General features: G+C 38.0%; 17 protein-coding genes, 3 pseudogenes and 1 riboswitch. Of the genes and pseudogenes, 11 read left to right on the forward strand and 9 right to left on the reverse strand.

The features are described 5' to 3' along the window. The first annotated feature begins 285 nt into the window (after window positions 1-285). The 5 genes and pseudogenes from ACFINR_RS07765 (at window position 286) to ACFINR_RS07785 (ending at window position 4,009) form a co-directional block, all read left to right on the forward strand. Entirely contained in the window at window positions 286-678 is a 393-nt protein-coding gene (locus ACFINR_RS07765; RefSeq protein ID WP_375629863.1) for a Fur family transcriptional regulator, read from the forward strand. Window positions 679-851: 173 nt separating this feature from the next. After that, window positions 852-1,010 (forward strand): annotated as a pseudogene (locus tag ACFINR_RS07770) (HlyD family secretion protein); the annotation flags it as partial. Beyond that, window positions 1,007-1,150 (forward strand): annotated as a pseudogene (locus ACFINR_RS07775) (transcriptional repressor); the annotation flags it as partial. The pseudogenes ACFINR_RS07770 and ACFINR_RS07775, both read left to right, overlap by 4 nt. Before the next feature lie 173 nt (window positions 1,151-1,323). Next, on the forward strand, window positions 1,324-2,418 hold the full coding sequence (locus ACFINR_RS07780) for an HlyD family secretion protein (protein WP_375613633.1): 1,095 nt from the start codon (window positions 1,324-1,326) through the stop codon (window positions 2,416-2,418). 19 nt (window positions 2,419-2,437) lie between these two features. After that, a complete protein-coding gene (locus ACFINR_RS07785) occupies window positions 2,438-4,009 on the forward strand; it encodes a DHA2 family efflux MFS transporter permease subunit (RefSeq protein ID WP_375613634.1) in 1,572 nt (523 codons plus the stop codon). 1,084 nt (window positions 4,010-5,093) lie between these two features. On the opposite strand, the gene ACFINR_RS07790 is transcribed toward ACFINR_RS07785, so the two are convergent. The 3 genes from ACFINR_RS07790 to ACFINR_RS07800 form a co-directional block, all read right to left on the reverse strand. Next, window positions 5,094-5,678, reverse strand: a complete 585-nt coding sequence (locus tag ACFINR_RS07790) for a GNAT family N-acetyltransferase (protein WP_375653837.1) — start codon at window positions 5,676-5,678, stop codon at window positions 5,094-5,096. A gap of 75 nt (window positions 5,679-5,753) precedes the next feature. Continuing rightward, window positions 5,754-6,887, reverse strand: a complete 1,134-nt coding sequence (locus ACFINR_RS07795; RefSeq protein ID WP_375632522.1) for a type III PLP-dependent enzyme — start codon at window positions 6,885-6,887, stop codon at window positions 5,754-5,756. Window positions 6,888-8,584: 1,697 nt separating this feature from the next. Next, window positions 8,585-9,502 (reverse strand): rhodanese-related sulfurtransferase, encoded by a 918-nt coding sequence (locus ACFINR_RS07800; RefSeq protein ID WP_375632530.1) that lies wholly within the window; start codon window positions 9,500-9,502, stop codon window positions 8,585-8,587. 115 nt (window positions 9,503-9,617) lie between these two features. Between ACFINR_RS07800 and eda the strand changes: the two genes are divergently transcribed. Then, window positions 9,618-10,283 carry a bifunctional 4-hydroxy-2-oxoglutarate aldolase/2-dehydro-3-deoxy-phosphogluconate aldolase gene (eda, locus tag ACFINR_RS07805; RefSeq protein ID WP_375632523.1) on the forward strand — a complete coding sequence of 222 codons (666 nt, stop codon included), beginning with the start codon at window positions 9,618-9,620 and terminating at the stop codon, window positions 10,281-10,283. On the opposite strand, the pseudogene ACFINR_RS07810 reads toward eda, so the two are convergent. Both ACFINR_RS07810 and ACFINR_RS07815 read right to left on the reverse strand, forming a co-directional pair. Beyond that, a pseudogene (locus tag ACFINR_RS07810) lies at window positions 10,262-10,696 on the reverse strand (ferredoxin--NADP reductase); the annotation flags it as partial. The gene eda and the pseudogene ACFINR_RS07810 overlap by 22 nt on opposite strands. A 34-nt stretch (window positions 10,697-10,730) precedes the next feature. Beyond that, window positions 10,731-11,558 carry a ferredoxin--NADP reductase gene (locus ACFINR_RS07815; protein WP_375612296.1) on the reverse strand — a complete coding sequence of 276 codons (828 nt, stop codon included), beginning with the start codon at window positions 11,556-11,558 and terminating at the stop codon, window positions 10,731-10,733. Window positions 11,559-12,363: 805 nt separating this feature from the next. Between ACFINR_RS07815 and alr the strand changes: the two genes are divergently transcribed. Further along, window positions 12,364-13,479 carry an alanine racemase gene (gene alr, locus ACFINR_RS07820; protein WP_375653842.1) on the forward strand — a complete coding sequence of 372 codons (1,116 nt, stop codon included), beginning with the start codon at window positions 12,364-12,366 and terminating at the stop codon, window positions 13,477-13,479. Window positions 13,480-14,109: 630 nt separating this feature from the next. On the opposite strand, the gene ACFINR_RS07825 is transcribed toward alr, so the two are convergent. From ACFINR_RS07825 to gcvT, 4 genes are all read right to left on the reverse strand, one after another. Further along, window positions 14,110-14,286 carry a hypothetical protein gene (locus tag ACFINR_RS07825; protein ID WP_375641040.1) on the reverse strand — a complete coding sequence of 59 codons (177 nt, stop codon included), beginning with the start codon at window positions 14,284-14,286 and terminating at the stop codon, window positions 14,110-14,112. 718 nt (window positions 14,287-15,004) lie between these two features. Then, window positions 15,005-17,800 (reverse strand): aminomethyl-transferring glycine dehydrogenase, encoded by a 2,796-nt coding sequence (gcvP, locus tag ACFINR_RS07830; protein WP_375653851.1) that lies wholly within the window; start codon window positions 17,798-17,800, stop codon window positions 15,005-15,007. A gap of 5 nt (window positions 17,801-17,805) precedes the next feature. Beyond that, entirely contained in the window at window positions 17,806-18,174 is a 369-nt protein-coding gene (gene gcvH / locus ACFINR_RS07835) for a glycine cleavage system protein GcvH (protein ID WP_375612294.1), read from the reverse strand. Between the two features lie 6 nt (window positions 18,175-18,180). Then, window positions 18,181-19,293: a glycine cleavage system aminomethyltransferase GcvT gene (gene gcvT / locus ACFINR_RS07840; protein ID WP_375613638.1), complete on the reverse strand. Its 1,113-nt coding sequence runs from the start codon at window positions 19,291-19,293 to the stop codon at window positions 18,181-18,183. Between the two features lie 136 nt (window positions 19,294-19,429). Continuing rightward, window positions 19,430-19,527: riboswitch (glycine riboswitch) on the reverse strand. Window positions 19,528-19,973: 446 nt separating this feature from the next. Here gcvT and ACFINR_RS07845 point away from each other — a divergent pair. The 4 genes from ACFINR_RS07845 to ACFINR_RS07860 all read left to right on the forward strand — a co-directional run bounded on the left by ACFINR_RS07845 (window position 19,974) and on the right by ACFINR_RS07860 (window position 24,458). Further along, complete coding sequence (locus tag ACFINR_RS07845; RefSeq protein ID WP_375610818.1) at window positions 19,974-20,636, forward strand: LON peptidase substrate-binding domain-containing protein; 663 nt, start codon at window positions 19,974-19,976, stop codon at window positions 20,634-20,636. Between the two features lie 13 nt (window positions 20,637-20,649). Then, a complete protein-coding gene (locus ACFINR_RS07850; RefSeq protein ID WP_273791466.1) occupies window positions 20,650-20,856 on the forward strand; it encodes a Trm112 family protein in 207 nt (68 codons plus the stop codon). A 922-nt stretch (window positions 20,857-21,778) separates the two neighbouring features. Next, on the forward strand, window positions 21,779-22,159 hold the full coding sequence (locus ACFINR_RS07855) for a helix-turn-helix domain-containing protein (RefSeq protein WP_375653845.1): 381 nt from the start codon (window positions 21,779-21,781) through the stop codon (window positions 22,157-22,159). Window positions 22,160-23,426: 1,267 nt separating this feature from the next. Further along, window positions 23,427-24,458: an aspartate-semialdehyde dehydrogenase gene (locus ACFINR_RS07860; protein WP_375613639.1), complete on the forward strand. Its 1,032-nt coding sequence runs from the start codon at window positions 23,427-23,429 to the stop codon at window positions 24,456-24,458. The last annotated feature ends 235 nt before the right edge of the window (window positions 24,459-24,693 follow it).

Below are 24,693 nucleotides of genomic sequence, written 5' to 3' on the forward strand. Positions count from 1 at the left end.
TATTTTTTTTTAAATAAAATAACCCAAACTTTACCAATAAAATATTGAACAAAAAATCCTATTTCAAGACATTATTGGCAAAATAAGAAGCGTATAAAACTTTCATGCCTGATAGCGGCGGCTTTCAGATTATAATACCCTCCCCTCACAACGATTGTAACTTTTCTTACATATCGCAAGGATGTCATGTAAAAGGCTAAAGATAGAGTACATATTATATAATCACCATTGCATAAATATCTTACACGCTTTATGCTTTTCCATGGGAGCAAAAGGAAGATGTCAATGTCATCTAAACTGACGCGTAACCAAACATTGGTTTTAAATACTTTAAAAAATGCAAAAGGGCCTTTAAGTGCTTATGCGATTCTCAATCACTTACGCGAAGAAGGTTTTCGCGCACCTCTCCAAGTTTATCGTGCGTTAGAAAAACTCGTACAGTTAAAGTGTATTCATCGTCTTGAAAGTGTAAATGCCTTTATGGTCTGTTTACACCCTGAAAACTGTCAACATGAACTTACAACGTTTATAATTTGCGAAAACTGTGGCACAGTCAACGAAATACAAGATCAAACGATTGTATCAAGTTTAAAACAGATGGTTCAAGCGGTTGACTTCCAAGCACACAAAAGCACCCTAGAAGTACGAGGTCTTTGTAAAAAATGCGCAATAAAATAAGACATCTAACTTGACAATAAGATCTCTAACTTGCAAGTTTATATATTTAGCATTATGTAGCAGGGATCGCCTTATTGTTGGAAAAGCTTTTATGGTCCGTGCATATATCACCCTACCCTAGAGTGAGAGGCTTATTGTACTCGTTAGAACATAAATATTGAAAGTATAAAATCATGTCCGTATCTGAGACCATTTTTTCAACAAAAAATCTCGATAAAACGAAACGAAAAAAAGTAATCAAGGCTCTTCTTATCGTCTTTGCGCTTTTTGTACTTTGGTTTAGCTATAAGTGGACGACGCAATGGTGTTATATGCTGTCCACTGAAGATGCCTAAACTGTGGCACAGTCCACGAAATACAAAATCAAATGATTGTATCAAGTTTAAAACAGATGGTTCAAGCGGTTGACTTCCAAGCACACAAAAGCGCCCTAGAAGCACGAGGTCTTTGTAAAAAATGCGCAATAAAATAAGACATCTAACTTGACAATAAGATCTCTAACTTGCAAGTTTATATATTTAGCATTATGTAGCAGGGATCGCCTTATTGTTGGAAAAGCTTTTATGGTCCGTGCATATATCACCCTACCCTAGAGTGAGAGGCTTATTGTACTCGTTAGAACATAAATATTGAAAGTATAAAATCATGTCCGTATCTGAGACCATTTTTTCAACAAAAAATCTCGATAAAACGAAACGAAAAAAAGTAATCAAGGCTCTTCTTATCGTCTTTGCGCTTTTTGTACTTTGGTTTAGCTATAAGTGGACGACGCAATGGCGTTATATGCTGTCCACTGAAGATGCCTATGTACAAGGAGATATAGCCGCTATTGCGACTAAATTAAATGGATATATTGAAAAAATTGCCATTAAAGCCAACCAAGTTGTAAAAAAGGACGATGTTTTATTTTACTTAGACAATGGTGATTATCAAATAGCCTTGGATCAAACAGAAGCGCATCTTGACACACAGAAAAAAACACTTCTACGCATTGATGCGCAAATCACAGCCGCTCGTAGTTCTTTAGATGATGCAAAAGCACAAAAAGCAGCCGCTTCAGCCATAGCAACCAATGCACAACTCACCTTAAAACGTGTAACAGAACTGAAAGCCAATCGTTATGCTCCTCAATCCAATGTTGATGATGCCAAATCCGCTTATGAACAAGCCATTGCGAATGTTAACAGAGCGGATGCAAAAATGGCTTCAGCACGTGCAAATATCCGAGTGCTAGAAGCGCAACGAAGTGAAACAGAAAGCGAAACAAAGAGTTTAGAGCTCTCGCGTAAAAAAGCACAACGTGATCTTGATTCGACCATTATACGAGCGCCATTTGATGGAGTTATAGGAAATTTAACAGCAAAAACGGGAGATTTTGTTGTAAATGGCCAACGTCTTGCGGCGTTAGTCCCCATACATGCACTTTATATTGAAGCAAACTATAAAGAAACACAGCTACAAGACATTCATACCGGACAAAAAGCTTATATTTCTGTTGATGCCTTCGAAAATGATGTTTTTACAGGAACAGTGCTTTCTATTTCGCCCGCAACAGGCGCTGTTTTTTCTCTTCTGCCTCCACAAAATGCTACCGGTAACTTTACAAAGATTGTCCAGCGCATTCCCGTACGTATTTCTATTCCAGAAGAAGTCTTAAAAACCGGACATATCCGAGCAGGAATGAGTGTTTCAGTGAAAATTGATACACGTACAAAGCCACAAGATAAAAGTCTCTTATAAAAAAGTAGAAGATCTTACTATGACATCTTCCATACCAGAGCTCATACAGTCTCAAGAACGCATAGGAATGCGCAAAATTGTAGTTTTTATAGCTATGTCTTTTGGCATGTTTATGGCAATCTTAGATATCCAAATCGTTTCCTCTTCTTTAGCTGAAATTCAAGCGGGTCTTACAGCAAGCTCTGAAGAAATTTCATGGGTTCAAACTTCCTATCTCATCGCTGAAGTCATCATGTTGCCGCTTTCTGGATTTTTAGGAAGATTGCTTTCAACACGTGTTTTCTTCACCATATCAGCGATCGGGTTTACGATTACTTCTGTTCTTTGTGCAACAGCAACATCTATTGGAGAGATGATTTTGTATCGCGCACTACAAGGTTTTATTGGTGGAGGAATTATCCCAAGCGTTTTTGTCGCCTCTTATGTTCTTTTTCCTCCTTCCAAGCGCCCAATTGTTACCCCTATTGTTGGACTAGTAGCAACATTGGCCCCCACCATTGGTCCAACCGTGGGAGGCTATATTTGTCATCTCTCATCATGGCATTGGCTCTTTCTCATCAATGTACCCTGCGGGATTATCATCTCAATTCTCGCTTGGAAATTAATTGATTTTGATAAAGCTGATCCCTCTTTAATGAAGAAGTTTGATTGGTTAGGATTCATTTCTATGGCTACTTTCTTGGGAACTTTAGAGTATATTCTAGAAGAAGGAGCACGTCATGATTGGCTGAGTGATACGCTGATTCGGGATTTGTTCATTACCATGATTCTTGCTGCAGCCTTATTCTTCTGGCGTGCTTTTACAGTAAAAGAACCCATTGTAGATCTCTCTACTTTTTCTAATTTTAATTTTTCAGCTGCATCCATTTTTTCCTTTTCATTGGGAATAGGCCTTTATGGACTCACGTACCTTTATCCTGTCTATTTAAGCCAAATCCGCCACTTTGATGCTCTCATGATTGGAGAAACATTGTTTCTTTCAGGATTCGTCATGTTATTAACTGCCCCGCTTGCTGGATTTCTTTCAGCACGAATGGATGCACGTTTAATGATGGCAATAGGACTTTTTGGTTTTGCAATAGGTATTTGGATGGCGAGCTCTATCACAGATAACTGGGATTTTTGGCAGCTTTTTTGGCCGCAAGTTTTCCGTGGTGCTTCTGTAATGTTATGTATGGTTCCTATTAATAATATTGCCTTGGGAACACTCCCACCAGAACGGATGCAAAATGCTTCTGGACTCTTTAATCTCACCCGGAATCTAGGTGGAGCTGTAGGGCTTGCCATTATCAACACTCTCATAACAAAACGCACAGACTTCCATCATGAACGAATAGCCGAAACTCTTAACTACGCAAACAGACAAGCAACTGAAATGCTTTCAAATCTTACTGTATTATTCAAAACAGAAACCTTTGATTCCTATACTCTGGCTCTTTCTCAATTGTTTGGTATGGTACGCATACAAGCAACCATTATGGCTATTAGTGATATTTTCTTTATCATAACCATCATCTTTGGTGTTTTGACATTTATGACCATATTTCTCAAAAAAATACCACCTCTCATGGATTCACCACCAAATCACTAAGCTTAATTAAAATTGAGAAATATTTTTTATCCTTATCACTTTCCTCGTTTCCTATGCACTTTATCTTGTCTCAAGAGACAGTATAAATAAGCATATGATTCTAAATGATTCTTCTGATAAAAATTCTTTTAATGCGGGCTCTTTCCGCACTTAAAAACAACTTCTCGCATACAAAAATTGTTCTAGATGATCGGTAAACAAAGAGCTTATCTAAAGTGCTCCACACCATAAAGATAAAGCAGCCATTTCTATAAGATTTCTGATTTATCACCATAGGGCACAAAAGATTAAAAGATTCTTTGCCCTTTACTCTTTTGATTCTTACAAGAATATTCATAAAAGATTTATGATTCTTGTGATTTTTATTCACGCACATATTTCTCTTATAATGTGTAGGACAACGTTTTTTGATTCTGAATGCAAAATTTTACATGAAAAAATCATTTTGTATTTGATCCTCTCATGCCAATTGCAAAACGATTTACCTTTATAGCAAAAAAGTAATGATATACTTTTTTTCAAAAAAGCTGCTTTTGAACATGTAATTTTATTTTTTTACACTCTTTTAAAAAAGCTGATACCTATAATTTTGATTCTACTGCTGCATATTTTTCTTTCTTAAGCCCCTTCTCTTTCAACAAGCGCTAAAATTGTATAAAATTTCTCAAAATATCTCTCTATTGAATCAATCAAAACCATTCCCTTGCACATAAAAATCAAAGAAAAAAACTGTTTAAGAAAAAAGTAAAATATCCAACCATTTCGATGCAAGATTTATCAACGATATTGAAAACTGGAAAACTGTATGATGATAGCGACTTTAAAAGAACACAAGACAACTCAAAAATCCGGTTCCTTCAGTATTATAAAATAAGACGCTATTTCAAAAAATGAGCTTAAAATATATTCTTACTCACTTAACTGAAATTATCAAAAATAAGAAACCAGCCCCATAAAGAAAAAGCCATATAATAAAATCGCAATACAACTCCCCAAAAACTTTGTACCGCTAAATACTTTGGCTCTAGCCAAAACAGTATGCTCTCCTCAATACCAGCTGTTGAAAAACAAAATAAACATATCTTCAAGCCACTTTATGATGCTGGAAACGATTTGAAACTTCTCGTTCTCCACTAGGAACCAAAGTGCCATAACACCCAGAAAGATAATGTGGTATCAGTTCCAACGCTTGAAAGCGATGCTTTTCGTAAGGACCAGGCATTGCCAAATTTTCTGTTAAACTATTTGAAAAGCCAAAACGTTGATAAAATTCAAAATCCCCTACCAGCAAAATGGCGCCATATCCCAATTTTTTTGCTGTTTCAATTGCATGGCGGACTAAAATTGATCCTATTCCCATACCAGCACATTCAGATGCAACAGCCAAGGGGCCTAAAAGTAAAGCATGTTGTGTTTTATTTTTTCTTTTAGAAAAAGAAACATGCCAAAGACGGACACTTCCCACAAGCTCTCCAAGCGCATTTTTAACCACAAAAGAAAGTCCTTGAGCAGCTAACCGTCCACGACGTAAAGCCTCTGATGATTTACGTTTACGTCCATACCCCATCGTTGAATCAAGCAAAATTTCTCGATAAGGCTTATCGGCTTCTTGCTCCAATAAAAGTGTAAAACATGCCCCATCTTTTGTTTGAAAGTTCATCATGTTCATCTCTATAACCGCCCTCTTATAGCGCCATGACGAGCATAGCAAAAAGTCTAAAAAAACTATAGTTAAAAGGAAACCTCAGATCACATATGATCGTAAAGGCTCAAAACCATTAAAAGCAACCGATGCGTAAGTTGTTGTGTAAGCACCCGTTCCATGAATCAATATTTCATCTCCTATCGTTAGGGATAGAGGAAGCGGATAAGGTGTTTTTTCATAGAGAACATCTGCCGAATCGCATGTTGGTCCCGCCAAAATACAAGGCTCCATTACCTTATCATCATGAGGTGTCTCAATAGGATAACGAATGGCTTCATCCATAGTCTCAGCAAGACCATTAAATTTTCCAATATCAAGATAAACCCATCGTACATTATCATTATCAGCTTTTTTAGATATTAGAACAACTTCTGTACGAATAACACCAGCATTGCCAACCATCGCACGTCCTGGCTCAATAATCGTCTCAGGGATACGATTACCAAAATGCTTTTTCAATGAATCAAAAACTGCTGTACCATAAGCTTGTTCTGTAGGGACATCTTTCAAATAACGCGTTGGAAAACCGCCGCCCATATTCACCAACCTTAGTGAAATGCCTTCTTGTTCCAAGCGCTTAAAAACTGTAGAAGCATCCGATAAAGCACGATCCCACGCACTCAAATCAACCTGCTGAGATCCAACATGAAAAGAAACACCGTAGGCTTGCAAACCCAATTGGTGTGCCCGTCTTAGAACATCAACCGCCATAGCTGGAACACAACCGAATTTGCGTGACAATGGCCACTCTGCACCTTTGCCATCGGTAAGAACACGGCAAAAAACACGTACTCCTGGAGCAACACGCGCAATTTTTTCCACTTCTTCAACACAATCAACGGCATAAAGTGAAACTCCCAATGCATATGCTCGTGCAATATCACGCTCTTTTTTAATCGTATTTCCAAAAGAAATACGCTCTGGCGTTGCTCCTGCTTTTAAAGCCATTTCAATTTCTGCAACAGAAGCCGCATCAAAAGAAGATCCTAAAGAACTTAGCAAACACAAGATTTCAGGAGCTGGATTTGCCTTTATTGCGTAAAAAATACGAGACTGCGGCAGAGCTTTTTCAAAATTTAAATAGTTATCACGAACAACATCAAGGTCAACAATTAAGCATGGACCTTCAGAACGATGTGTTGCAAGAAAATCGCGAATACGTTGCGTTGCCATCTGCAATTCTCCTTGAGGGAAAGCTCCCCCACTCTATGCTTGGACAGCCAAAGCTGCCAAAAGCTAAAGGACAAAAAACACACAACAACTATCCCCATTCTGATTACAAAAAATCAGAAATTAGCATTGCATGCTGCGAAAGAACAGCGCGAAACCGCGTTATTCTATTTTATATGCCTTTTTGATTGGAGTTGAGAAAACCACTTCCGCACTGAAGGCAATGAGGTGTGCCTCTATAGTTATCCCAGCATTTAAAAACTGGAAGACACCAGAAAGGCCCGCACCGTCGTTGCTTCAAGATGTCCTCATTCTTGCAATTGGCTGTAAGAATGACTGGAGCGGTTAGTTCCAGGTACCGTACCGGTTAATCTCACCATTTGAGAACCAGCGGACACCCACAGGCACGTGCGACTTTGGGCAAGGCATCCTATAAAACGAATTCTTTCTCATTTCAATCATTTTTTTAATTTTAAACATTTTTTAATTCTTAAAGATAAAATGATGCGAAAAAACAACACTCTCCCCAGACAAAGCCATCCATCCGCTTTCATGAGATCACACCCTTACATTATCTGTGCAACATAAATCACTGTCTTGCGTTTAAAGCCCCTCGTTTCTTTACCCTATTCTATCTCCTAATATCCGCAGCAGAAAATAACGCAAAATAAATTACTCAAGACATTAATTTATAATGATAATTTATTATTGTACCCTTAAACAAAAATCCCATTATAAAATCCTCTTATTTCAACCCTCTTACAATGAATCAATTAAAATCATTCTTTTGCGCATCACAAATAAAAAACAATTGAAAAAAGGAGTACCTCTTATATATCCTCTCAAATGCAAAGATGACCAACATTGAAGACTGAGGATAGTAACGACTGAAGCACCATAGTCTTTAAAGATAACGTGTCCTTCCCCCAACAAAACACCATTATCTTTCTCATTTACATCCTAAAAAACATCCCTACTTCCACATTCATTTCACAGCATCGCTTAAGCAAAATATCATGAAGAATTCCCCGTATAATATAGCTTGTATGATATAGATCAACTACATCTCACCCTCTTTATACTTATGAAATTAAAAACAAACGCTCCCATTCTATCTGCCAACTCCCAATATTGCAGAAACTCCTACATTGAAATGTTTCATAACACCTTATCTAAAATGATTCTTGTCCACACGTTGCTCCCATTTGCAACGTACAAGTGAATGAATTTTACGCGATTCGTTCTCATCTAATCTGAAAGCAACAAAGTTCACAATATTGAACTCTTTTATTCAAATGAAAATAAATTATCATTATAAATTAATGTATTATATTAAATTCTGAAATCATAAACTCCTATTATCATTTTATTTTTTCCACCTAGCATCTGCTTTTTCATCTCCTCTTACTAATCACATCTTATTCATACGCTTTTCTCTTAAACTATAATCTCCCTCCTCTGCGCTGTTGGTGAACGGCTTTTCTATTTTAAAATGAAAAGTATCTGAAAACTCAATCCTATAAAGTCAAAGAGAGCGAACAATCTATAATGACTATTTATAAGTCAAATAATTTAACATAAACAAAAAGACCGAATAATATCCGGTCTTATAAAATATTTTTCTACCAATATTAAAAAACTCTTCTCTCTTAAATTTAAGAGAAAAACGCTACAACTTAAAACTCTACACTGCGATATCCTTATGTCCCTTGATGAGAATCAATTGCACGCAACTTCAACAATTGAAATTGCCTATGGCGCTCACGAAAGCGCTCTCTATCGGCTTCACTACGCGTGTTATAACAAGCATCACAGGAAACACCTTCCTCATAATGAGGCGATAGTTTGCTTTCAGCATTAAGAGGAGAACGACACGCGCGACATAATTCGCGTCCACATTCTTCAAGACCATGTTGAACAGAAACACGCTCATCAAAAACAAAACACTCACCCCACCATAAACTTTTCTCTTTTGGAATTTTTTCTAAATATTTTAGAATACCTCCTTTTAGATGGTAGACTTGCTCATAACCAAGATCACGAACATAAGCTGTTGATTTTTCACACCGAATACCACCTGTACAAAACATGGCAATTTTCTTTTTTTTCTTTAACTCAGCCTCATGTTTACGCACCCATTCAGGAAATTCGCGAAATGTTTTAATCTGCGGATCAATCGCTCCTTGAAAACTCCCTATCGCATATTCATAATCATTACGCGTATCGATCAAAATTGTCTCTTCATCTTGAATAAGAGCATTCCAATCTTCAGGGTCCACATAAGTACCAACAACTTTTAGCGGATCAACCCCTTCAACCCCCATTGTCACAATCTCTTTTTTCAACCGCACTTTCATGCGATGAAAAGGCATTTTTGATGCCCATGAATATTTAATCTCCGGCGTTTGAAACGCTGGCTCAGCCATAATAAAGCCCACCAATGCCTCAATTGCCGCACAAGAACCAGCAACTGTTCCATTAATGCCCTCTTGTGCTAAAAGCAGAGTGCCTTTGATATCCTTTGCTTGACATAAATCCTGCAAAGGTTTTTGTAATTGATGATAATGCTTCAAATCTGCAAAGCAATAAAGTGCAGCAACTTTAAAATTCTTTTCCATGTGTTTTGCCATAACGCGCGTTTCATTCAATTTCAAGATTTATTCATGTACTCTTTAACATATTGTGCTTAATCAAACGATACAAATAATATCATCTCCAAGAAGAAAAAATATCATGTGCCAAAAAAGAGAAAAGCTTTTATTATATCTCCAAGGACAAACTGTTATACCTGTTTTACTCATTGACAATCTACAAAGTGCTGTACCCTTAACACGCGCTCTTGTCAAAGGTGGGTTAAAAACAATTGAGATCACCTTGCGAACACCAAATGCCCTCAAAGCAATTCAGAAAATTACACAAGAAGTCCCTGAAGCAATTGTTGGAGCCGGCACAATTCTCAACACAACACATTACGAAAAAGCCGAACAAGCTGGAGCCAAGTTTATTGTAAGCCCCGGATTATCCAATGAACTAATCAATTGTGCAAAAAATAGTGAAATTCCCCTTCTTCCCGGTGCAATGACCCCAAGTGAACTCATGCAAGCATTAAACAAAGGCTATTCATATCTTAAATTTTTCCCTGCTGAAGCTGCTGGGGGTATTTCCTTCATCGAAGCTTTAGCATCTCCCTTCTCTGATATCCGGTTTTGCCCAACAGGCGGTATTACACAAAAAAGTGCAACACAATGGCTCCAACTGCCCAATGTCTTCTGCGTTGGAGGTTCTTGGATAGCGCCCCAAAAACTCATTGCAATAAGTGATTGGGATTCGATTACTGCATTAGCATATACCGCATCACAACTTCCCTCTCCCTCGAAAAAAGCTCTTTCTACAATATAATGTAATGTGCAAGAATATCAGTCCCTTCAACAAGACCAAAGCTTTCACACATCCTTGCGCAATCTTTTAACATCGTCATAAAACCATAAATCATCACCCGATCTTCATTAGGATGAATTTTGCGAGTTCTATTGTTTCAAAGCCGCTTGTTTCAAAAAAGCACCCACTCTCCATAACAGTCGTAATACACCCTATATGCTCAGAAAGCTCACAAGTAGTCATAGGATAAAATTTCAGCTGTTGTGCATATGCCCCACAATGAGTGGATCTTGTTGCAAAGAGGAAACGAGATCTTTTACATAAATTAACTCATTCTTTTCGCGCGTTATTTTAATAAGAACAACTTCTGAAAATTTTTCATAAATGTCAGGCTCACAAATAAAGCTTACAAAAAGAAAAAACCCCGTACTGGTTTGAAAGAAGATAAAGCATCAACTTTCCCACTCATTACTCCACAAAAGCGCGCTCTACAACATAAGTAGCAGGAGCATTATTGGCCCCTTCAACAAGACCAAAGCTTTCACACATCCTTGCGCAATCTTTTAACATAGCCATGGAACCACAAATCATCACCCGATCTTCATCAGGATGAATTTTAGGAAGGCCTGTTGTTTCAAAAAAGTCCCCACTTTCCATCACAGTTGTAATACGACCCATATGCTCAGAAGCTTCACGAGTAGTCATAGGATAAAATCTCAACTGTTGTGCATACTCTCCAATGAGTGGATCTTGTTGCAAAGAGGAAACAAGATCTTTTGCATAAATTAACTCATTTTTTTCGCGCGTTGTTTGAATAAGGACAACTTCTGCAAATTTTTCATAAGTTTCAGGATCACGAATAAGGCTTGCAAAAGGAGCAATCCCCGTCCCAGTTGAAAGAAGATAAAGACGTTTTCCAGGAATAAGAGCATCAAGCACCAGCGTTCCTGTAGATTTTTTACGCATGAGAACTGTATCACCAATTTTAATTTTTTGGAGATGCTCGGTTAAAGGTCCCCCTGGAACTTTTATCGAAAAAAACTCAAGCTGTTCATCCCAAAAGGGACTTGCAATCGAATAAGCGCGATAAATCGGCTTTTCTGCATTTGGCAAACCGATCATAACAAACTCACCCGAACGAAAACGAAAACTTTCCGGACGATTCAGACGGAATTTAAATAACCGATCTGTATAGTGACAAACCTCTTGGACAGTAAGGGCGAACACATTCTCAGGAATCGGAAAATTTGCAACGCTGCTGATGCTTGACGGAACATTGGTAGCAGACGTATTCATACTCTTCCCCATATCTTTATTGAACGTTAAATTTCGAATCCTTGACGTGATATAGTACTTGCACAACCATCTGCCAACAATTTTCTCAACACAAAAGCCTCAAGGTTAACACTTTTATGTCAAAATTAAATAAATGAGTCTAGTGCACTCTATAAACGATAAAATTGATTTCACTAAAAACCAATCAAAGACTAGAAAGTAAATACTGGATACCCAATCCATCTTGAAAACAAATAATATCCAAATCAACGAGTTTTCTAAATCAACAGTTTTAATGTATCAAAAAGTGTTTACACACTGTTTTCCATTCAATAAAAATAATTTTAAGTGCATGAGACGACATCCAAAATTGCACAGATGAGTGATCTTCCCCCTCATGGTAGAAAACTTGTAATACATTGACTTAACGTGGTTAATTTAATCATTTTACCTTCTCTAAATAAGAAGCCAATGCAATATTTAATCACAACAATCACACCAGCAATAACAGTCTAACATTGCACTCTTCAAAATGATACAATACAATAAACTATGTTTATTTTTTATATGCCTAAACGAGGGAAAATAAGTAAAAAAGTCTATGTTTTACAAATCATTAGAAGATACCATGTTGATAACAACACAAATAAAACTAAACTATCTCTTATATCCAGAGTACCATTTTACATAAAAAACGACTTTAATGGCAGCATAAGCTTCTTATGATTTTGACCATAGCAAATAGTGTCTTTCCCCTATATCGTAAAGAACCTCAATGAAACAACCAAAAAACTCCGTATTTCACGAACACAGATAAGCTTTTAAAATGAACAATTCCGTTAATGATGAAATAAATACATCACTCTATACAGCTGTCGCAACCATTGATGTCAGTGCCATTGTTGCCAATTATATCACTTTAGCCAAACGTGTAGCTCCAACACAATGTTCAGCAGTTGTAAAAGCAAATGCCTATGGATTAGGAGCTCACAAAATTGCTCCTGCCCTTTATCAAGCTGGTTGTCGCACTTTTTTTGTCGCCCAAATCAGAGAAGCACTCCAATTAAAAAGCATTTTACCATCAAATGTCACAATTGCCATTCTGAATGGACTTCCACACTTAGCAGAAGAGTTTGTCGCACAATCTGGTATTGTTCCTGTTCTAAACTCTTGGAATGCCATTGAAAATTGGCAAAAAATTTGTCAAAAAAAAGATAAAAAATTTCCAGCAATTGTTCAAATCGATACCCATATGAACCGATTAGGACTGGATCAAAAAGAATTACAAAAACTCATCAAACACCCTACAATTTTCGAAAAAGCAGAAATAAAATACATTCTTAGTCATCTTTCTAACGGAGAAAATGATACCCACCCATCAAATTATGCCCAATTGACTTCTTTCAAAACGATCCTTGCGCAATTGCCTGCTTGCAAAGTTTCCTTTGCCAATTCTGGAGGTATCTTTCTAGGATCAGATTTTTATTTTGATCTTGTTCGTCCAGGCATTGCACTTTACGGAGTTGATCCGCGGGGAAAACACCCATCACCTTTGAAACCTGTTTTAAAACTTGAAGCCCAAGTCATTCAAAGCCGCGTTGTTGATATAGGAGCACCTGTTGGTTATGCAGAAAGCTTTATAACCAACAGACCAAGCACTCTTGCAACCATTTCTATAGGCTACGCAGACGGCTGGCTCCGTACTCTTTCGAATAAAGGAACTGTTTATTTCAACGGGCACAAACTTCCCATGGTTGGGCGGGTTTCTATGGATTCCATTATTGTAGATACGACCGATCTTGAACAAAAACCTCAAACTGGTGACTGGGTAGAACTCATTGGTCCCCATCAAACACTTGAAAAAGTATCTATAGATGCCGATACCCTTCCCAATGAAATTCTAACATCTCTTGGCTCCCGCTATAAATACATTTACACATAAAAACTCTTTAAAAAAATAAATTGATAAAAATCATCATTTTAGAAAATTGAGGGGCTTTTACAAAAGATTTTACAACAATCAACCACACAGAATGGTCATAGACACCGTACATTCACAGAAATCTCAAAACAGACAAGTTGATGGACTGTTTTATGGAAGTAGCTTTCATCTAAAATACAAAAACTTAGCCTTTCCCCATAAATTGACAAAAAAGAATCTACTACAAAGTTTTTAAAATTAATTTCCCAATTAAAATCATTCGTTTGCATACCACAAGCTGGACTATGTGTAGATAAAAATGATTTAAGAAAAGAATAATTCCTCTTATGAACCATAGTGCCAAGAGCTATAACATTAGGCGCTGGCAAAGTGTATGATAGTGCCGGCTTACTCCGTTATGAAGCGTAAAGATTGGGGGATCAATGGATTTACCCTTACACCATTCACAAGCGCCGTCGCGAAATGGGATTAGGAGCGAAATATCTCTTTAAAACAAACATGTGAATTAACAACCCAAGTATATTCTTTTTGGAGCGTTCTGTTTTACATGAGGATCATTCCCCCACTAAAGAACACAATAAATAAAAGTATGGAGCAATATGTAATCCCCATTATTAAAAAAATATTGCTTTAAATGCTTTTGAAAGCCGCAAAGCTGAATGAAGAGGAGATGACAAACTGAGGATTGATTTTCACCTTTACAGCTTTACATTTTCCAAAATGAGATTGTCTTCCAGTTTCAAAGGTTACGTCAACAGAAATACGCAATCCCCCGCCCTCATCAGACAGACAGCAGGAACTACTCATAAAGCTCTTTTTTTCTCAATCTCTGACTCAAAACATGTCGCTGCGTTAAGTTTGGATGTTGATTTACAGGTAACAGCGAAAGAACACGGGCTCTTAGGAAAACAGCGCCGTAAAGTCACAAACTGACTTGCAATGAAGTGGAAAGATGTGCCGGCTTTTTATAAGATACCTTGTAAAAAACAACCATAATACATTTGGCTTTGCGTTTGCTCATTCTGACAGGTGTTCTTACATATTTTTGCGTCATATTTATAAAAAGCAGATTAAAGAGAAATATTTAGACAATTCTTGACTCGAAAAGATGCAACAACAGAGTTTCGCGTGTCTTTATCATCAAAAACACTAAAATTGATTTTATTCTTCTACAACCAGTCGTCGTCACCTTAGTGAGAAGGAGTATATCACAACACATGCAACAGACGGGACCCTATCCTCATAGGTTTTCACTCTCGTTTACATGAATTAGCTGGCTAAACCGATGCCGACTAGTCAAAAACCATGTCATACGGTAGAATGTAAAGGAGAGCATGCCTATTGCCGACAAAACACAGCTTTTTGTCGACTTTTTCGATTTTGCTCATGTTATAAAAAACAATGCAAAATTCTAGAAAATAGACAAATAATTCCATAGTAACATGATCAACAAGTACAAACCCACACAAAATGTGTGGGCTTTTTTTGTTTATGCAAATAAACAAATTAAATACATATTTGTTATTTAATAGGTATTTCCCAATGGCGGACACGAACAAATGAGCATTCTGTCTCCCGCAACATTATCAATACGCGATACAGGAGGCCAATATTTATTGGCTGGATCAAGAGAACTGTTGGGAAAAGCAGCTTCTTGTCGCGAATAGGGTCGTGCCCAAGCATCATCTAAAGTATCTGCCACTGTATGAGGGGCATTCACCAATGGATTATTGTCTTTTGGCCAAACCCCGCTACCAACTTTTTTCGCTTCTTCAGCAATAGAGAGTAAAGCATCACAAAAACGATCAATCTCTGCTTTTGGTTCAGATTCCGTTGGCTCAATCATTAAAGTTCCCGGAACAGGGAACGACATCGTGGGCGCATGGAATCCATAATCAATGAGACGTTTTGCAATATCATCAACACTCACCCCATACTGTTCTTTCAACACGCGTGTATCCACAATACATTCGTGCGCAACACGTCCATGCTTGCCCCGATAAAGAATGGAATAAGCAGCTGAAAGACGTGCAGCAATATAATTGGCATTTAAAATGGCTATTTGTGTTGCATATTTTAAGCCATCAGCCCCCATCATTCGAATATACATCCATGTAATTGCAAGAATAGACGCACTTCCATAAGGAGCAGCAGAAACCGCATGTGTTGTCCCATCCTGTTCATGACCTGGTAAGAATGGTTTGAGATGCACTGCAACTCCAATTGGTCCCATACCAGGACCACCACCACCATGAGGAATAGCAAATGTTTTATGAAGATTCATATGACAAACATCAGCGCCAATATCCGCAGGACGAGCAAGCCCCACAAGGGCATTGAGATTAGCACCATCAAAATAAACTTGTCCGCCATTTTCATGAATAATAGAACAAATTTCCTTAATGCTTTCCTCGTAAACACCATGGGTTGAAGGATAAGTAATCATGAGAGCGGCCAATTTATCTTTATGCAATTGCGCTTTCATCTTGAGATCGTCTACATCAACATCACCATCGCTTAAACATTTTACCACAACGACTTCCATCCCTGCCATATGGGCCGAGGCTGGATTTGTACCATGCGCAGATGCAGGAATAAGACAAACTGTACGTTGATGTTTTCCCCGTGATTGGTAATATCGTCGGATAGCCAAAAGCCCAGCATATTCACCTTGAGCACCAGAATTTGGCTGAAAAGAAACTTGCGCAAATCCTGTAATTTCACACAACCACGCATTTAACTGGTTGATCATCTCCAAATAACCCGCTGCATCCTCTAGTGAAACAAAGGGATGTATATTGGCCATGCTAGCCCAACTTACAGGCATCAATTCAGCAGCTGCATTAAGCTTCATTGTACAAGAACCAAGAGGGATCATAGCGCGATCCAGCGCCAAATCCTTATCCGCTAAACGACGCAAAAAGCGCATCATATCTGTCTCTGAATGAACCGCATGAAAAAAAGGCTGAGAAAGAAAAGCAGCATCCCGTTTTTTTCCAAAGAGTCGTGGAGAAACCTGATCGCCTAATTTTGCCCCCAAAAGCTGCGCTAAAGCACCAGCATCTTCTTCTGTTGATAATTCATCAAAATTGATTGCAATAGTGTCATCATCGAGAACACGAATAAGGCGCCCACCTATTTTGGCTTGATGCGCAATTTCTCGTGCTTTTCCCTTAACAGAAATACTCACACAATCAAAAAAGCTTTTCCCTTCAACATGAACCCCTGCGGCTTCTAAACCAGCAACAAAACGACATGTTAAATGATGAATTCGCTGCGCAATTTCTTGTAAGCCTTTTGGCCCATGCCAAACAGCATAAGCGGTTGCCATATTAGCCAACAAAGCCTGCGCTGTACAAATATTTGACGTCGCTTTATCGCGCCGAATATGTTGTTCACGTGTTTGCAAAGCTAAACGAAAACCAACGCGTCCTTTGGTATCCACGGATTGACCAACAATACGCCCTGGAATAAGACGCGTTAACGCATCACTCACAGCAAGGTAACCAGCATGTGGACCACCAAATCCCATCGGAACGCCATAACGCTGCATAGAGCCAACAACGATATCTGCCCCCCATTGAGCCGGTGGCTCCTGAAGAGTAAGCGCTAAAGGATCAGCTACAACGATAACTAAAGCTCCCTTTTCCTTTGCCTCTTTTATAATCTCACTGTAATCATGAAAAGAGCCTTTTGTATCTGGCCAAGACAAAACAATTGCCGCTGTATCAGGATCAATTTCGCCATTTTGGCTAATCTGAATCCCTTGTGTTTCAGCACGCGTTTGCGCAACACTCAAAGTCTGAGGATGTAAAAGACTCTGAAGAGAAATTTTTGTTTTTTTCTCACGGAAAAAGCGAACAGCAAGGGCATTGGCTTCAGCTAAAGCAGTTGCTTCATCAAGAAGGGAAGCAGCAGAAACAGGCAAACCTGTTAGTTCACTAACCAATGTCTGAAAATAAAACAAAAGCTCTAAACGACCTTGGCTAATTTCTGCTTGATAAGGCGTATAAGCAGTATACCAAGCAGGATTTTCAAACAGATTTCGTAAAATAACCGGAGGCACATAAGTTCCATGATATCCTTGCCCAATAAAACTTTTGTGCACATGGTTACGCTCCATCATCTTGGAGAGTTCTTCCAAGGCTTGTCCTTCACTAGCAGCCTCTGGAAGATTCAGTGAACGTCCCAAATGGATAGAGTGTGGAACAGCTTGAGAAATAAGTGTCTCAACACAATCAAGCTCTAAAACATCAAGCATTTTTTGTGTTTCATCAGGACGCAGCCCAATATGTCGAGAAGAAAAAGAACGCTCGATCATGGTACTCATCCAATCAAAGCCTTATAAGCATCTTTATCTAACAACCCCTCCAGTTGTGTCTCATCCTGCAATGTCATTTTCCATAACCAGCCTTCTGTTTCGGGTTTCTGGTTTACCAGTTCAGGATTATCAGCCAAGGCTTCATTTATTTCGACCACTTCACCATCAAGAGGAGCATAAACATCTGAAGCCGCCTTCACTGATTCCACAACAGCCGCCGCCTCTCCTTTGGAAAGTTTTGTTCCACTTTGTGGTAAATCAACAAAAACCAAATCCCCTAATTGCTCTTGCGCATAATGCGTAACCCCAACAGTCACCACCTGCCCTTCAACGCTAAGCCATTCATGGTCATGTGTAAAATAAGTTTTAGACATAAAAAATCATCCTTTAAAATAACGTTGTTCAACAAAGGGAAGAGAATGAACTGATAATACAATCTTTTTGCCTCGCAGTTCTGTAAAGACTTGTGTCCCTTCAACTTTAAAATCAACAGGAACGTAACCCATCGCGACAGGACCATCAAAAGAAGGACCAAAACCACCTGATGTTACAATGCCAATCTCATTACCTTGATCATCAAGAAGCACCGCACCGGCACGAATAGGTTGACGCGTTTGCGGTTTTAATCCAACACGACAACGAGCCGGTCCTTTTTGCAGTGCTTCAAGAAAAGCCTTCGCACCATAAAATTGTGCTTTTTCTCGAACACTTTTAGGAACAGCCCATATTAGAGCCGCATCAATAGGTGTCGTATCAGGGGTAATATCATTTCCATGCAAACACAGCCCCGCTTCCAACCGCAAGCTATCGCGTGCGGCAAGCCCAATCCACTCAACACGAGAATCACTCAGCAATTTTTCAGCCAACATATGCGCATGCCCTATAGGCAAAGCAATTTCAAAACCATCCTCTCCCGTATAACCAGAACGCGTTATAAACCAATCCTGTTGTGGTTCGAATCCTTGCATAAAGAACAATTCATTCCCTGGTAAATCGGCATCAGCAAGAACAGCGGCCGCTTCAGGACCTTGAAGCGCAAGCAATACCCTTTCAAGGGCAATCACTTGACATTCAAAATCAACCGCACGCTTTTCCAATTCTAAAAAATCAGCCTGTGCATTCCCAGCATTGGCGACCAACATAAAACGACCCTCTTCCAAACGGGTAATAATAAGATCATCAAGAATACCAGCCTGCTCATTAAGCAAATAATTATACCGTGAATGCCCAATCTTTAAAGCTGCTGCATCAATGGGAAAAGCATAGGACAAAAATTCCACAGCTTGTGCCCCTTCAACCGCAATCAATTTCATATGAGAAATATCAAAAAGTCCTGCATGTGCACGCGTATGAAGATGCTCTTTTAAAACGCCAAGAGGATAAGTTAAAGGCATGTTCCAACCCGCAAAAGCACCAAATTTTGCTCCTGCTTTTTCATGCAAATCATATAAAGGAAGTGTTTTTAAAAAAGATGTTTCTTGTGCTGTGCCCATAATAACTCCAAAGCTGCGCTAACGCCCATAGAATATGGTCGTCTCTGCCCCCTCTGTCATCAACCTGAGAGACTCGCGAAAAGATTTTTCGCTTACACCTTCGGCGCGGGTTCTCCCGACTTTCCAGATCTGCCTTCTTCCTTTTACGGTCCTTAAAGCCTGAGAGATTATGGGCTATTTCCCCTTCGGCGGCAATGCGAAAATTTGCAATTTGCACTCTCCCGCAAAAGAATGAAAGAAACGATAACGCTCTTTCCAGCATATTTAAACCTATAGCCTATCTTCATCACACTGTCATTAGTAAAGTGATGAAAATGTTCTCATTTTAAAACTTGCATAAGCTCCTTCAAAAGATTTATAATAGTGTCCTTTTGAACCTTACAAAAATTGCAAGCAACACATTTTAGGAAATTTAAGACAAAAATCAAAAGCTATAAACAAAAACACCTCTTGAAAATCATGCAAAACGTCACACACTAAAAAGATCGCAAAGCAATACTCTTTCGCGCGCAGTTCAACCTTAAAAATAGGGTTTCATATTCTTTTTGAGAATAAGGACTTCAAATATTTTATAAGTATGATTTTAATGCACAAGAAGTAGGTTTTCTGCTTTCTCAATAGTGTCATAAATAGCGACTATTTACAGACTAAAACTACCGAACAAAGGTGACAAAATACTCATGAAAGCTGGTAATATCTCTTACAATTGCGAAAATGATCTTCCAAAGCAAATTGCTCTTTTTCCTTTAGAAGGTGCACTCTTACTACCCGGTGGTTTTTTATCACTCAATATTTTTGAACCAGAATCACTTGAAATGATTGAAAATGTTATGGTAACTGATCGTCTATTGGGCATTATTCAACCACTTTCATCGGATACAGATCGCTTCTCTACACAACTTTATAAAACAGGCTGTATAGGGCGTATTACAAACTACAGTGAAACAGGAAACGGACAACTGTTCATTATCTTACAAGGTGTTTGCCGCTTCACTTTAGAACAAGAATTGAAAAACACAAAATCCTATCGAACAGCTCTCATCCAATCAAACATAAAAGACTTGCAAGAATTTGATATTGAAGAAAGCATTAACCGAGAGAACTTACTCGACGTTGTAGAAAAATATCTAACCATACATGAAATGGAATATAATTGGAGCAGCATCATAGAAGCCCCTACACCTATATTGGTTAATGCTTTTTCAGCTCTTATCCCCTTTACACCAGCAGAAAAACAAGCTCTCCTTGAAGCTCCAGATATTGAAAGCCGTGCCCAAACTCTTCTTGCATTAACAGAACGCTCGCTCATGAAACAAACAGGAACAGATTACCGCTTAAACTAATGAATGTCCAAACATGAAAAAAATGACCACAGATCCAAAAATGCTCGAATTGCTCGTCTGCCCAATGACGAAAGGTACTCTCTCTTTCAACCGAAAAACACAAGAGCTCATTTCTCTCAAAGCCAAACTTGCCTACCCTATTCGTGATGGCGTTCCCATTATGCTTGCCTCAGAAGCGCGCCCTTTGCAAAACAATGAAGAAATAACGCATAAAAAATAAAAAACCCTCATGCAATTTTCCTCTACAAGCCCACTGTTATCAAGTCTCTATCAATATGATATCTCAATATTTACGATTTCTGAAAAAAGAATTTTACAATAAAGATATTTATATCGCTTTACACCTTGTAACAAAAGCCAAAAATATCATCAGATTCTCTCATTCCAGCCTGTTCATACTGAAGCAATCAAAACCATTCGCTTGCACCACACAAGCATCTGAATAAAAATGGCTCTTATGAACTTCTTAAAAGCAAGAATTATAATAACATTTTGAACCAACTCAGGTAAATGAAATTTATTATATTAAACATAAAGATTGTTATATTTCATGGACTTTAATTTATACTATTTACGAACAACATATTTGAGATACCTCGATTTAAGATGAATAAAAACGACAAGTTATATCATATTATGTATACCATATCGGGACAAGAGTATTTATCTGTTTGCGTAATCTTTGAAACGGAGAAGCAACCTAATTTGGGGGAAAAAACATAAAATCGTAAAGGAGAAAATCACCCCATTACCTTACCATCACCCTTTAATTTCGCTTTACAATTTTTAAAAGTATCTAAAGTATCTCAAGCAATATTTTTTATGTATAATATACGCATTAATTACATGAAAACTTGAAAAAACAAACAAGAAACACTGTTGTAATTTCAATTGACGATTGAAAGTAATTGCCTTATGAAGAAGGCTTGTGTTTTTGGTCGTATACGCGACGATCAATAGGGCCTGGAAGCCCGAAACCGAGCATAAAGATTAGCCCGCTTTTGCGGATATCCCGGAATTTCCGGGGGCTCTTGTTATGTCCAAGTGCTTTCAGCACTAAAAGCAAGGGGCTGACTCGGTTTCAGCACTTCCAGACCCCGGAATACTAATGCGAGGGCGCTCGCAACCGGTGGGGACATCAAGTGAAAGCCAAAAATCTACATTTTTACGATATTTCTTTAGGCAAAAAAATTCGCTTCAGAAGAAACGTCATGGGGTTTTCTCAAAAACAATTAGGAAGTCATTTAGGCGTAACATTCCAACAAATCCAAAAGTATGAAAAAGGCTTAAATCGCGTAAGTGCAAGACGTTTACAGGAAATTGCTCATATATTAGATGTTCCCGTTTCCTTCTTTTATGCTGATAGCGCAAAAAAAGAAGAGAACCTCTATCATTGTGATGACAGAATAGCAAGCAAAGCAGAATATTTACTTTTGAAAAATTTCAGAATACTGACCCGCAAAAAACAAAGAGCAATTTTGCAGTTGATTTCTGATGAAAAAAATAACCCCTTATTTTCATAAATTCATTGCAAGGATAATCAAAGTCCTTAATAATATTGACAAGAATTGTGACTGTCTCCCCACACTGCATGAGAATGAAAATGCTTAATCTAATCTGATTTGTAAATAATCCGAATTCTAACGAGTTTAACTTAGAAATAGCACGTTGATTTATAATGATAATCTAACGTTATTGATATTGAATAAGTGTTTCGAATATCGTAAAATTCTTTCATTTCAAACGTGTTCTATATTGAATCAATCAAAATCTCTTGTTTGCACAACACAAGCAAAGTTGGCGTGTAAGTAAAAATGTACAAAAAGGCATACCTCTTATTGAATCGTCTCACATACCAAGAGCTGTAACGACATTGTGTGCTGAAAAAATGGATGATGGTGCTAACTTGCTCTTTTATTAAACGTAAATATGGGAGTGTTCAACGGCTGACTTTCCACTCATATAAGTCACTTAAAAAAGACTTGCCAAACAAGCCTAAGAATATTCCCACACACTAAAAAACACTTAAATATATCGAGAAAGCTTAAAGATCTTATACCATCATACTCCAAATAATGATATTTTATAGCATAACAGGATTAAAGTAAAAATAAGAAATATAAATTAAAAATAGACACGAAAAACTATATGTATAACTTTCATAAGAATTTATCTATATATGGATACTTAAGTTTATCCTGTTGTGCCATAAATTCTATCATTTAAGGTATGAGGATATGAAGCACGCATACCTCCTTGAAACATTCAAATGTTTTTTAGATGCCCAATATCTTTTTAAATATTTTTAGGCCTGCTTGTTAAGCCTTTAGTTTAAGTGAAAAATGGGAAGCCGCTAGAATCTAGCTGTTTACAGACTGTAATAGGAGGCTTCGCTTTTAGAGCGCATAGGGAGAAAATTAAATAATTCAACAATTAACAGATAAAGTATTAAAAGATTCCACGAACGCGATACGTAATACCATCCTTAAAAAATTCACAAAGTGAGAAGGTAAACAATTGACAGAAGATAAGAAATTCACTTAATTAAAGTGTTTTCTAAAGAGATAATAGCTTAGCGTAAAATATTCAATTTTTTCAATTCTGAAAGATTAAAAGAGACGTATCATTTGAAATAAAACAATTTATTGTGCTAACGATGATGATTGGTGTGCACAAAATTGAGTTGTTGAAAATCAAAAATATAATTTAATGATGTTCCTTGACCAACTCACTCTCTCCTGAGTATAGCACGGGGAATAAACGTGGAGAGACATGAGGAGTATATAGAAAATGAGTTATAAAGTTGCAATTGTCGGCGCAACCGGAAATGTTGGTCGTGAAATGCTTACAATTTTAGAAGAACGTGGTTTTCCTGCGCATGAAATTGTCCCTCTAGCATCACGACGCTCATTAGGACAAGAAGTTTCTTATGGAGATAAAACTTTAAAAGTAAAAGCACTGGATACTTACGATTTTTCTGACACAGATTTTTGTCTTATGTCTGCGGGAGGGAGCATTTCCAAAGAATACGCCCCTAAAATTGCTGCTGCCGGCTGTGTCGTCATCGATAATTCCTCCACGTGGCGCTATGATGCCAATGTTCCGTTGATAGTCCCTGAAGTCAATGGCGAAGCTATAAATGCCTTTTCTAAGCGTAATATTATAGCAAATCCTAATTGTTCAACAATTCAACTGGTCTTAGCTTTAAAACCTCTCCATGATGCTGCAATCATTAAACGTGTTGTTGTCTCTACATATCAGTCTGTTTCTGGAGCTGGTAAAGAAGGAATGGACGAACTTTTCGAACAATCACGTGCAGTTTTTGTTGCAGACCCAATTACATCAAAAAAATTCACTAAACGCATTGCCTTTAATGTCATTCCTCATATCGATGTTTTCATGGAAGATGGTTATACAAAAGAAGAATGGAAAATGACGGTTGAGACGAAGAAAATTCTCGATCCGAAAATTAAATTAACAGCCACTGCTGTTCGGGTCCCTGTCTTTATCGGTCATGCCGAAGCCGTCCATGTTGAATTTGAAAAACCACTAAGCGCATCTGAAGCACAAGCGCTCCTCCGCGATGCACCAGGCTGTCAGCTTATCGATAAACACGAAGATGGTGGTTATACCACACCTTATGAAGGTACCGGAGAAGATGATACCTTTATTAGCCGTGTTCGTGAAGATATCACCGTTGAAAATGGTTTAGCTTTCTGGGTTGTCGCCGATAATTTAAGAAAAGGAGCAGCATTGAATGCCGTTCAAATTGCTGAATTGCTCATTTCTCGTAATTTGATAAAGCCTAAGTCCGCAAATTAACGCCCTGTCCGAAAGGACAAAGAACCCCTAGCCGGTCTGTCAAAAGTCCGGCTTCTCTTCAGTATAACCTTCCCCAGCTGAAGGTTCATATCACCATCCTAAAGAACTGTAATCCAAGGTATTGTCAAATTTGACTCGGAATATCCTTGAATGCCTCGCCACCTTAAGTTAAGCATTGCCGCCTTAATGACATTTTACGGTACAATAGGATCAGCAGCATAAGCATTGTTTGCTT

This window comes from Bartonella sp. AP19HLJMH, assembly GCF_042196245.1.
Classification (GTDB): Bacteria; Pseudomonadota; Alphaproteobacteria; order Rhizobiales; family Rhizobiaceae; genus Bartonella.